Raw genomic sequence first — 10,809 nt, 5'->3', positions numbered from 1 at the left:
GAGCGCACTGCGGAGCTGCCGCGATGGCTTCACCGCTACAATTGGCATAGGCCACACGGCAGCTTAAAATCAAAACCACCTATCAGCCGCCTCGGACTGACCAAGGACAACCTATTGAGGCTCCACAGCTAGATCGTGATCGCCTTGCCGATCTCCGGCAGCGCCACCTTGACGCCCGAGCCCTCCATGCCGGCGACGAACTTGTCGGCGGTCTGGTCGAGCATCGGGAAAGTCCTGAAATGACAGGGAATGACGGTGTCGAAACCGAAAAAGCGGCGGCAGGCAAGAGCGGCCACCGCGCCGCCCATGGTGAAGCGGTCGCCGATCGGCACAATACCGACCTTGGGCTCGTGCAGCTCGTTGATCAGCCCCATGTCGGAGAAGATGTCGGTGTCACCCATGTGGTAGAGCGTCTTGTCTTCGGGAAAATGCAGGACGAGCCCACCCGGATTGCCGAGATAGGTGTTCGTGCCGCCCTGGCCGCCGAAAGAAGACGAATGCAGCGCCTGGACGAAGGTCGTGGTGAACGGCCCGCAATCGACGGTGCCGCCGATATTGCCCGGATTGATCTTGTCGCCGCTGACGCCCTGGCCGACCAGATACATGCAGATCTCGAAATTGGCGACCAGCATGGCGCCACTTTTCTTCAGCACCTCGACCGCGCCGCTGACATGGTCGTTATGGCCATGGGTCAGGAGAACATGCGTGACGCCTTCCGCCGGCCCTTCCCAGCCGCCCGTCCAGGACGGGTTGCCGACCAGATAGGGGTCGATGAGAATGGTGGCGTCCTTGGTCTCGACGCGGAATGCCGAATGTCCGTACCAGGTCAGTTTCATCAATGCTTTCCTCGATTTTTCCGTTGCCGAAGGATAGAACGCTGGCGGCAAATTGAAAGTAGCGCGGCGTTCTCTACCGTCAAAAGGATGTGCGACGCCCGGATGTCAGGAAAAGCCGTTGGGCATTATTTCAATCGAGGAACTGCCGGGGCGGCTTGCCGACGGCAAGACGCTCGCCGGGCTCGATCTCGGCGACAAGACGATCGGCGTCGCGGTCTCCGATCGCAGGTTGTCCTTCGCCCATCCGCGTCCGGTCATCCTGCGCAAGAAATTTTCGCTCGATGCCGCTCAACTGCTCGCTCAGCTCGAGAAGGACAATGTCGGCGCCGTCGTGCTCGGCCTTCCCGTCAACATGGACGGCTCGGAAGGGCCCCGTGCGCAAAAATCGCGCGCCTTCGTCCGCAACATGGCGCCGCTTTCCGATCTGCCCTTCGTGCTGTGGGATGAGCGCCTGTCGACGGTCGCGGCCGAACGCACGCTGATCGAGATGGATTTCTCGCGCAAGAAGCGCGCCGGCAAGATCGATTCGGCGGCCGCCGCCTTTATTCTGCAGGGAGCGTTGGACCGGCTTCAGTCACTCGGCCGAGGCGATCCGGGCTGATATCGCCCTGCCGGCGCTGCCTTATCCATTCGGCGATATTGCGCCGGCGGCGGAAGGCCCACAGCCCCATCAGCAGGAAAAAGTCGAAAACGCAGGTCCGCGCCACCATGCCCGGGATGATGGCCGGGTCGACGCCGAGCATCTGGCCATAAAGCTGGAAGGCGAAATCGTGCACCTGTCGGCTCAGCATCACATAGCCGAAATTCATGTCGTTGGCCGACAGGAAGAACCATCCCCAGAAGATGGCCATCGGAGCAGCCCAGAGTGTGAACAGCGTGCGCATCAGCGGCTGCCTCCAGGCTTGTTTTCCGGACGGCCTGATATGCGCGAAAGCAAGGAGCTGTGCGCAGCCCCCATCGCCATGCGCGAGGCAAAACGAACATCGCCTTGGGGCAAATTCATTGCCGCGGCAAAGGCGGAGCGGCGTTCCGCCGTCACCGCGACATAGGAGGCAAGGAGTGCCGTCATCTGAATGCCGACTATCACGAACAGGCCGTCGATGCCTTGCGCCACGCCGCCAATAAGAATCAGCGAAAGCAGGGACGACGCGAAAATGAAAGCGACCCGCGCCACGCTCTCACCCGCGTCCGGCCTTGCCGCCCCGTTGAGCAGCGTTTCGACAAAAGCCCAGCAGAACAACACAGCGACGGTCAGGAGCGCGACCGAAAGCGGCGCGACCACGGCGACATTTTCAAGCTGCGGAAACCGGCCGCCCTGGATCGAGAGGCCAAGCACGCCAAGCGCCGCAGCTATGCCCCGGCTGCCGTCCATGCAGACATAGGCAAGCAGGGCGAAAATCACCGCCCAATGCAAGGCCAGAACTGAGCTCAACACGTGCCGCATAAGGATCCTGCTTCGCGGAGCCCGGGCCATGGTTAACCCTTCCTTACTCCAGCAAGCGGAGATTGGGCTTTGCGAAGGTCCGCCGCAATGGAAACCATTTGTTAAGGTTAACGGCTATCCACAGGCCGGCAATCGGCGTTGGAAAGGTGGATCAGACCACCGGCGGATAGAGCGTATCGATGATCATGCGCGCATCGTGGCGCGAATCGAGCATGCCGTAGGTGGTGCGCCACTGGCCGCCGAGCCGCGTTTCGACGAAGGCGTCGGCGATCCGCCCTGCTCCCAGCCGGCGCAGCTCCGCCGCGGCGGCCGAAAGCGCGAGTTGTTCCGTCAAGAGGCGCGCCGACCCCTGGTCGGTCGAGGCGACCTGCATCGCCGCCTTCAGCACGCCGATCGTGCCGCGTCCGCCGGTGCCGAGATCGCGGTCGATGCCGGCCAGCACTTCCTCGAACAGCCCGGGCGCCCGGCCAAGCACGCGCAGCACGTCGAGCGCCATGACATTGCCCGAGCCCTCCCAGATCGCGTTGACCGGCGCTTCGCGATAATAGCGGGCGAGCGGCGCTTCCTCGACATAGCCGTTGCCGCCGAGGCACTCCATCGCCTCGTAGAGCAGCGCCGGCGCGATCTTGCAGACCCAGTATTTGACCACAGGCGTCATGGCGCGGGCAAAGGCCGCCTCGCCGCGATCGCTCGCCGCCTCGTCGAAGGAGCGCGCCAGCCGGAACGACAGCGCCGTGGCCGCGGCGACGTCGAGCGCCATGTCGGCCAGAACCCGCTGCATCAGCGGCTGGTCGATCAGGTTCGAGCCGAACACCTGACGATGGCGCGTGTGGTGCACGGCCTCGGCAAGGCCCGCACGCATCAGCGCCGAGGAAGCGACCGCACAGTCGAGCCGGGTCAGCGTTACCATATCCATGATGGTCTTCACGCCCGCGCCCGGATCGCCGACCATCTCGCCGATCGCGTTGACGAACTCCACCTCCGACGAGGCGTTGGAGCGGTTGCCGAGCTTGTCCTTCAGCCGCTGGAAGCGGAAGCCGTTGCCGGCCCCGTCGCCCAGGATGCGCGGGACGAGGAAGCAGGACAGCCCCTCCGGTGCCTGACCGAGCACCAGGAAAGCGTCCGACATCGGTGCCGACATGAACCATTTGTGGCCGGTGAGCCGATAAAAACCGCTGCCGGTGCGCTCCGCCCTGGTGGTGTTGGCGCGCACATCCGTGCCGCCCTGCTTCTCGGTCATGCCCATGCCGAGCGTCAGCCCGGTCTTCTGCACCGGCGGCTTCTGCGTCTGGTCGTATTTGCGCGTCGTCACGCGCGGCGCCCATTCGCGGAAAAGTTTTGGGCTCGCCATCAGCGCCGCCAGCGAGGCACTGGTCATGGTGATGGGGCACAGATGCCCGGTCTCGAGCTCGGCGGTCAGATAGAAGCGCGCCGCCCTCACCTGGTGGCGGCGGCCGATCTCGGCATCGCCGTTCTCCCAGACGGAAGAATGCAGGCCGCCGGCAACCGAGCGGCGCATCAAGGCGTGATAGGCTGGATGGTATTCGACCAGGTCGAGGCGCCGGCCCTGGCGGTCATGCGTGCGCAATTTCGGCGTGTCGGTGTTGGCGAGGCGGGCAAGCTCCTGCGCCTCCTGCGTCATCACGAACCGGCCAAGCCCGTCGAGATCCTTGCGCACGGGATCGGAAAAACGCTCGGCAAGCTGGATGAGCAACGGATCGCCCCGCCATGCGTTGCCGCCCGTCAGCGGCGGCGGCTGGTTGATCACCTCGTCGGTCACGCGTCTTCCTTACATCCCAAGGCCGCGATCACGAATCCGAGGCCATCCGGCCTTATAGCCCAAGCGTTACGGCACGCGCGACGAAAATACCGGGGAGAACGCCCGCAATCCAAAGCTGGCGCTTGCGGCAGGCCGGAGCGCACCCTATAGCAGCGCCTTGAGATGACCGACGCTTCGTCCCTGCCGCTCTTCCCCCACCGCCATCTTCTGGGCATCCGCGATCTTTCCCCGGCCGACATCGAGCTGCTGCTCGATCGCGCCGACCGGGCCGTGTCGATCTCGCGCCAGCCGGAAAAGAAGACCTCGACGCTGCGCGGCCGCACGCAGATCAACCTGTTCTACGAGGCATCGACCCGCACGCAATCCTCCTTCGAACTGGCCGGCAAGCGTCTCGGCGCCGACGTCATGAACATGTCGGTGGCAAGTTCCTCCGTGAAGAAGGGCGAGACGCTGATCGACACGGCGATGACCCTCAACGCCATGCGGCCCGACATCCTGATCATCCGCCATCAGTCGGCGGGTGCCGCTGCCCTGCTCGCCCAGAAGGTCGGCTGCTCCGTGGTCAATGCCGGGGACGGCGCGCATGAGCACCCGACGCAGGCGCTGCTCGACGCGCTGACCATCCGCCGCGCCAAGGGCCCGCTGTCGAAGCTGATCGTGGCGATCTGCGGCGACATCCTGCATTCGCGCGTCGCCCGCTCCAACATCATGCTGTTGAACGCGCTCGGCGCGCAGGTGCGCGTCGTGGCGCCCTCGACGCTGCTGCCCTCCGGCATCGACAGGATGGGGGTGATCGTCGCGCGCTCGATGGCCGAGGGCCTGAAGGATGCCGATGTCGTGATGATGTTGCGCCTGCAGCGCGAACGCATGGAAGGCGCTTTCGTGCCGTCGATCCGCGAATATTTCCGCTATTTCGGTCTCGATGCGGAAAAGCTGAAAGCCGCCAAGGACGATGCGCTGGTCATGCATCCGGGACCGATGAACCGCGGCGTCGAGATCGCCTCCGAAATTGCCGACGGACCACAAAGCGTCATCCAGGAACAGGTGGAGATGGGGGTCGCGGTGCGCATGGCGGTCATGGAGGCGCTGCTCGACCCGCGCCGCAACCATGAGGGACGCGGCGCATGAGCGTGACCGTCTTCAGCAAGGCGCACGTCGTCGACCCGTCGCGCGGCGTGGACGAGATCGGCAGCGTCATCGTCGACGGCCGCAAGATCGTCGCGGCCGGGAAAGCCGCATTGAACCAGGGCGTGCCGGAAGGCGCCACCGTCGTCGACTGCGCCGGCAAGACGATCATTCCGGGGCTTGTCGACGCTCGCGTCTTCATCGGCGAACCCGGCGGCGAGCATCGCGAGACCATCGCTTCGGCAAGCGTGGCGGCGGCGGCGGGCGGCGTCACCTCCATCGTCATGATGCCGGATACCGATCCGGTGATCGACAATGTGGCGCTGGTCGAGTTCGTGCTGCGCACGGCCCGCGATACCGCAAGCGTGAACATCTTCCCCGCGGCCGCGATCACCAAGGGCCTCGAAGGCCGCGAGATGACCGAATTCGGCCTGCTGCGCGAGGCCGGCGCCGTCGCCTACACCGACGGCCGGCACACGATCGCCAACGCGCTGGTGATGCGCCGCGCGCTGACCTATGCGCGCGATTTCGGCGGCGTGATCGCGCATGAGACGCAGGACGCCAATCTTGCCTCGTCCGGCGTCATGAACGAGGGACTCTATGCAAGCTGGCTCGGCCTTTCGGGCATTCCGCGCGAGGCCGAGCTGATCCCGCTGGAACGCGACCTGGCGCTGGCCCGGCTGACCGGCGGCGCCTATCACGCCGCCAAAATCTCGTCCGCGATGGCGGCCGGCGCGGTGAACCGGGCCAAGACCGACGGCGCCAATGTCACGGCTGGGGTCGCCATCCACAATCTGTCGCTCAACGAGAACGATGTCGGCGAATACCGTACCTTCTTCCGGCTGACCCCTCCCTTGCGCGCCGAGGACGACCGGCTGGCGATGATCGAAGCGGTCAAGGACGGCACGATCGACATCATCGTCTCCTCGCACGATCCGCAGGACGTTGACACCAAGCGCCTGCCGTTCGCCGATGCCGCCGCCGGCGCCATCGGGCTGGAGACGCTGCTTGGCGCGGCGCTTCGGCTCTACCACAATGGCGATGTGCCGCTGCTCAGGCTGATCGAGACGCTGTCCACCGCGCCGGCGAGACTGTTCGGCCTGCCGGGCGGCACGCTGCGGCCGGGCGCGCCGGCCGATCTCGCGGTCGTCGATCTCGACGAGCCATGGATCGTCAGCGAAAGCGGCCTGCACTCGCGCTCGAAGAACACCTGTTTCGAAGGTGCGCGCCTTCAGGGCAAGGTCCTGCAGACGGTGGTCGCGGGCCGCACGGTGTTTTTCCGGATAGACCGCCCTTCGGCCCTGGCGAGCCTGTAGGCACAGAGTTGCTTGGCGAACCCTCTCGACTCTACCATTATGCCCGACCGATGCCCGAGCAGCGCCAGCTATTGCAAACCAGAGTTGCATAACGCAAATTGGATCAATCGTAAGGTGAGAGCCGGGACAAAAGAATAAGGGGGAAACGATGGGTTACGCGATCGCGCTCGTCTTAGGCTATCTGCTCGGCTCGATCCCATTCGGGCTTCTGATCACCCGCGCTGCCGGTCTCGGCGACGTCCGCAAGATCGGTTCCGGCAATATCGGCGCGACCAATGTGCTGAGGACGGGCAATAAGGGGCTCGCTGCCGCGACACTGCTGCTCGACGCGCTGAAGGGCACGGCCGCTGCGCTGGTCGCCGGGCATTTTTCGCCGGACTTCGGACTGGCGGCCGGCTTCGGCGCCTTCCTCGGCCATCTCTTCCCGGTCTGGCTCGGCTTCAAGGGCGGCAAGGGCGTCGCAACCTATCTCGGCGTGCTGCTCGGTCTCGCCTGGCAAGGCATGCTCGTCTTCGCCGTCGTCTGGCTCGCGATGGCCTTCCTGTTTCGCTATTCCTCGCTGGCCGCACTGACGGCGGCGTTCATCGTGCCGATCGCGCTCTCTTTCATCAGCACGCCGCAGATCGCCGGCCTGTTCGCCGTGATGAGCCTGATCGTCATCATCAAGCATCATGCCAACATCTCGCGGCTGCTGGCCGGCACCGAAGGCAAGATCGGGGCGAAGGGATGAGCGCTCCGGCCGCCGGCCCGCGTCTCAGCGACCGGCAGCGGCTTGCCTGGCTTCGGCTTATCCGCACGCCCAATGTCGGTCCGGCCTCGTTTCGCGAGCTGATCAACCGCTTCGGCTCGGCCGAAGCAGCACTCGAAATGCTGCCCGAATTGATGATCTCCGGCGGCGCCAACCGTATCGTCCGCATCCCTTCCGTCGCCGAAGCCGAGGCCGAACTGGACACAGCCCGGCGCGCCGGCGCCCGCTTCGTCGGTATCGGCGAGGCCGATTATCCGCCTTTGCTGAAAACCTTGGACAATCCGCCGCCGCTACTGGCGGTGAAAGGCGAAGGCGCGGCCTTCCGTCTGCCGGCAGTGGCGATCGTCGGCGCCCGCAACGCCTCGCTGGCCGGCATCAAGATGGCACGCATGCTGGCAGCCGACCTCGGCCGTGAAGGCTACGCCATCGTGTCGGGCCTGGCGCGCGGCATCGATACGGCCGCGCACAAAGGCAGCGTTTCGACCGGAACCATCGGCGTTCTCGCCGGCGGGCTCGATGTCCCCTACCCGCCCGAGAATGCCGGCCTGTGCGACGAGATCGCCGATCGCGGCGGCGCGATCGTTTCGGAAATGCCCTTCGCCTGGCAGCCGCGCGCCCAGGATTTCCCCCGCCGCAACCGCCTTGTCGCCGGCATGGCCCTCGGCCTGGTGGTGGTCGAAGCCGCGCAACGCTCCGGCTCGCTGATCAGCGCACGCCTCGCCAATGAGATGGGCCGGCTGGTCTTTGCCGTGCCGGGCTCGCCGCTCGACCCACGCGCCGCCGGCTGCAACGCCCTGCTCAAGGACGGCGTCACGCTGGTCACCGAAGCCGCCGACGTGCTCGGCGCGCTGGCACCGCTAGCCGGCACCCGCGCTCCAAGAACCACGCCGCTGGCCGAGGCGCCCGACATGTCGGCCATGCCGCCACCCGGTGAAAACGACCGCGCGGACGTGCTGGAGGCGCTTGGGCCCACGCCCATCGCAGTGGACGACATCATCCGCCACACCGGACTGAGCGCCGCGCAGATCGCCATGGTGCTTCTGGAACTCGACCTTGCCGGCCGGCTCGAGCGCCACGCCGGCGGAAATGTATCGCTGATCGCGTGACCTCGGCGTCGCCTGCCGGCCCGAATTTCCCTATCGAAACAAATATTTCGACACTTCCGGATTGCCGCGGCGCCACATCACATTGTCGAGGAAGTAGTGGTGCACGTTGATGAAGATCAGCACGATGAAGAAGAACAGCGACGAACCGAGCACCTGTTTGTCGTAGGGGACGAGGGCGGTCAGCACGAACGGGATCAGCCAGAAGCCGAGATAGCCAAGCGCCCCACCCCCGATGATGAACCCCAGCACCCGCAGCCTGTAGCGAGGCCCGAACACCGATAGTATTTTCGGCTCCGGATCGCTCGCGGCATCCGAGACGTCACGCTCGACATTGGTCTGATAGCGCCACACCACGGCCAGATATTGCAGCGAGTGCAGCGCCGGCACCACCAGCAGCCAGAGCGGGTTTATCCTGGCAATCAGGATCCAGAGATAGAGCGAGGCGACATAGGCGACGATGCCATTGTAAGGCAGGCCGCCGCCATTCCGTCGCCAGCGGTTGATCAGCATCAGAAGCGTGGCCGCCGTCGATCCGACGGCCGCAAGGACGGCAATATCGGTAATCCAGGACGGCGCCGCGAAGGTGTAATATTGAAGGCCGTAATACTGCCCTTGTGTCACGGCCGTGTTGGTCTGCAGCCAGGCAAGGATCCACACCGCGTAGCTGTTGACGAGCAGCACCTTCTTGTCCCGGTCGTCGAAGAATTTGCGCTTCAGGACGGCGTCGACCATCAGCATGCCGTAGCCTTGCTTGACGTAGTGCCAGCCGACGAAGAAGAACATCGCATTGGCCGCGAAGCCGAGCAGCCGCGTGTTCGACGTCGCCGCGCCATAGGCGAAGAACAGCGCCATGATCACCGGGACGATGACGCCGGCGAAAATGTAGCGAAGCTGCAGGCTCCTGTCGTATCCCTCGCCACGCGCCTTGCGGCCGAAATTGCGATAGAAGATCTGGTAGGAATGGGCGAAATGCGGGTAGTTCACCAGATAGGCCACGACAACCATCGTCGCGGCGAGCGGGCCTTCGTATTCGCGGGGCACGAAGAACAGGACGGGCAGGATCAGAAACGCGCTGCCGCCGAGCATGAGGAAATCGGCGACCGGGCCGAAGAGATATCTGCCGGGCGGCGTCGCCGCTTTACGGGCCGTGGTCTCTACCGAAAGGTCAAGTGCCATCCTGGAGCCTCCCTCAGGGCCCAGAGTTTAACAATGCCCCTGTTCAGGGACAAGGCAACGCGGCAGGATCACCTTTGTCTTGGGGAAGTCACACCGCCAGGCTGAGGCAGTCGAGCGATCTTCACCAGCCGCTTCCTGGCCTCCGCGACCCGCTGCTGTTCCGCCCTTATGCGGTCGCACAGTACAAGATTGTCCAGAGGCCCCATCGACTTCGGTCCGTCGCTCTATCTCCCAAGTAGCCGACGGGATTTTTCGTTATAGCAGCCAATCGGTCACAAAAGCGGGAATGTGCGAGCCATGGTCTGCTAGAGCGGTGCTCGCGTTTTCCGGCAACGAAACGTCCGCATGTGGAGCGAAATGATCGCCGGCAGAGGCGGTCTCAACAGCGGCGCCAAAGGTGGCCGGTGGAAGGTGGCCGGCGGCTTGATCGGGAAGCTTGCTTAGCACGTCGCTTGGCATCGGGAATGAGGGTGGTTTACCTGACATCGATTATCCTCCAACACGACACCCCCGCGAATAACTTTAGGTTCAACTAATATTAAAAATCAAGATTGCTTTATCGGAATCGGAACCCCACTGCGGCCCGCGAATTGCATAAGCAAGCGGTCGAGCCCGTTGCCAATCTCTCCCGAGTGGCAGCGGGCTCTTCATTTCGGACTCGTAGGGGCGCGCCGCTAGTCAGCCGTCTTAAGCGGGATTTGAAATCGATAGATTACGCCGCGCTCGCTATCCGTCACTCTAACCCATTTCTCGTCGGCGCCTGCTTCCCACTCTGGAGCTACAACAGCATCGCTGATGACGCGGGCGACGGCCTCTTCAGGGGTCTCCGCGGTAATCTCGCGGCCTGCGGTCGGCAAATCGCCGGCCATCTCTTCGACGAAAAACCTTTTGGACACCTGGTCCGTCCTCGCTGAGAGCTTGGCTGGCCCGTACGTATCGTTCCATCCGATTTGTTTGGTCATTTGCGCTCCGAAACGTCATGGGTAGCGTTCAACGTTCGTGCGACTTGGAGGTTCAACGCCGGGAGCGAAATAGAAGGGGCAGGGATCGGCCTGTGGAACCACGCCTTGTCCATAAGCGGCCCGACAGTTCCGCGCTCTGTTGGGGTGCGTTGGATTGAACCGCCGGGCCTAGCCGACTCCCGGGTTGGGGAGTCGGCCGATGCAGAGGTTACATTAGCAAGGCCGCATGAATATCACGGTTGGTTACATTCCACCGGTTTCATGGAACTCGCCGGGCGAGGCCCCCAACAGCTGCCTCAAGCCCGACGAGCTGCCG

12 protein-coding genes are annotated in these 10,809 nt (G+C 64.3%); 6 read left to right on the top strand and 6 right to left on the bottom strand.

Annotation, left to right across the window (positions count from 1 at the left end; genetic code table 11):
- A partial coding sequence (locus EN852_RS08895; protein WP_135879538.1) for an integrase core domain-containing protein occupies nucleotides 1–132 on the top strand: 132 nt, incomplete at its 5' end.
- On the opposite strand, the gene EN852_RS08890 is transcribed toward EN852_RS08895, so the two are convergent.
- On the bottom strand, nucleotides 129–836 hold the full coding sequence (locus EN852_RS08890; RefSeq protein WP_127873983.1) for a metal-dependent hydrolase: 708 nt from the start codon (nucleotides 834–836) through the stop codon (nucleotides 129–131). The genes EN852_RS08895 and EN852_RS08890 overlap by 4 nt on opposite strands.
- A 118-nt stretch (nucleotides 837–954) precedes the next feature.
- Between EN852_RS08890 and ruvX the strand changes: the two genes are divergently transcribed.
- Nucleotides 955–1,437 carry a Holliday junction resolvase RuvX gene (ruvX, locus tag EN852_RS08885; protein WP_127873984.1) on the top strand — a complete coding sequence of 161 codons (483 nt, stop codon included), beginning with the start codon at nucleotides 955–957 and terminating at the stop codon, nucleotides 1,435–1,437.
- On the opposite strand, the gene EN852_RS08880 is transcribed toward ruvX, so the two are convergent.
- The 3 genes from EN852_RS08880 to EN852_RS08870 all read right to left on the bottom strand — a co-directional run bounded on the left by EN852_RS08880 (nucleotide 1,379) and on the right by EN852_RS08870 (nucleotide 4,060).
- Nucleotides 1,379–1,720, bottom strand: coding sequence for a DUF6105 family protein (locus EN852_RS08880; RefSeq protein WP_127873985.1), 342 nt, complete (start codon nucleotides 1,718–1,720; stop codon nucleotides 1,379–1,381). The genes ruvX and EN852_RS08880 overlap by 59 nt on opposite strands.
- Nucleotides 1,720–2,280 carry a hypothetical protein gene (locus EN852_RS08875; RefSeq protein ID WP_127873986.1) on the bottom strand — a complete coding sequence of 187 codons (561 nt, stop codon included), beginning with the start codon at nucleotides 2,278–2,280 and terminating at the stop codon, nucleotides 1,720–1,722. Before EN852_RS08875 ends, EN852_RS08880 begins: the two co-directional genes overlap by 1 nt.
- Nucleotides 2,281–2,431: 151 nt before the next feature.
- Nucleotides 2,432–4,060 carry a DNA alkylation response protein gene (locus EN852_RS08870; protein ID WP_127873987.1) on the bottom strand — a complete coding sequence of 543 codons (1,629 nt, stop codon included), beginning with the start codon at nucleotides 4,058–4,060 and terminating at the stop codon, nucleotides 2,432–2,434.
- A gap of 162 nt (nucleotides 4,061–4,222) precedes the next feature.
- On the opposite strand from EN852_RS08870, the gene EN852_RS08865 reads away from it, so the two are divergent.
- From EN852_RS08865 to dprA, 4 genes are all read left to right on the top strand, one after another.
- On the top strand, nucleotides 4,223–5,188 hold the full coding sequence (locus tag EN852_RS08865) for an aspartate carbamoyltransferase catalytic subunit (RefSeq protein ID WP_095818664.1): 966 nt from the start codon (nucleotides 4,223–4,225) through the stop codon (nucleotides 5,186–5,188).
- Nucleotides 5,185–6,501 carry a dihydroorotase gene (locus EN852_RS08860; protein WP_127873988.1) on the top strand — a complete coding sequence of 439 codons (1,317 nt, stop codon included), beginning with the start codon at nucleotides 5,185–5,187 and terminating at the stop codon, nucleotides 6,499–6,501. The genes EN852_RS08865 and EN852_RS08860 overlap by 4 nt, the downstream gene beginning before the upstream one ends.
- A gap of 148 nt (nucleotides 6,502–6,649) precedes the next feature.
- Nucleotides 6,650–7,231 (top strand): glycerol-3-phosphate 1-O-acyltransferase PlsY, encoded by a 582-nt coding sequence (gene plsY / locus EN852_RS08855; RefSeq protein WP_127873989.1) that lies wholly within the window; start codon nucleotides 6,650–6,652, stop codon nucleotides 7,229–7,231.
- Entirely contained in the window at nucleotides 7,228–8,355 is a 1,128-nt protein-coding gene (dprA, locus tag EN852_RS08850; protein WP_127873990.1) for a DNA-processing protein DprA, read from the top strand. The genes plsY and dprA overlap by 4 nt, the downstream gene beginning before the upstream one ends.
- Nucleotides 8,356–8,385: 30 nt before the next feature.
- Here the strand turns inward: dprA and EN852_RS08845 are convergent, their stop codons facing one another.
- Together EN852_RS08845 and EN852_RS08840 are read right to left on the bottom strand one after the other, a co-directional pair.
- Complete coding sequence (locus tag EN852_RS08845; protein ID WP_127873991.1) at nucleotides 8,386–9,531, bottom strand: hypothetical protein; 1,146 nt, start codon at nucleotides 9,529–9,531, stop codon at nucleotides 8,386–8,388.
- A 674-nt stretch (nucleotides 9,532–10,205) separates the two neighbouring features.
- Nucleotides 10,206–10,493 carry a hypothetical protein gene (locus EN852_RS08840; RefSeq protein ID WP_127863883.1) on the bottom strand — a complete coding sequence of 96 codons (288 nt, stop codon included), beginning with the start codon at nucleotides 10,491–10,493 and terminating at the stop codon, nucleotides 10,206–10,208.
- Nucleotides 10,494–10,809 lie beyond the last annotated feature (316 nt).

Origin of the sequence: Mesorhizobium sp. M2E.F.Ca.ET.209.01.1.1 (assembly GCF_004010375.2) — a bacterium.
GTDB lineage: Bacteria > Pseudomonadota > Alphaproteobacteria > Rhizobiales > Rhizobiaceae > Mesorhizobium.
Note: the sequence above shows the minus strand (reverse complement) of the source record. Positions and strands in the feature narration are given on the sequence as shown.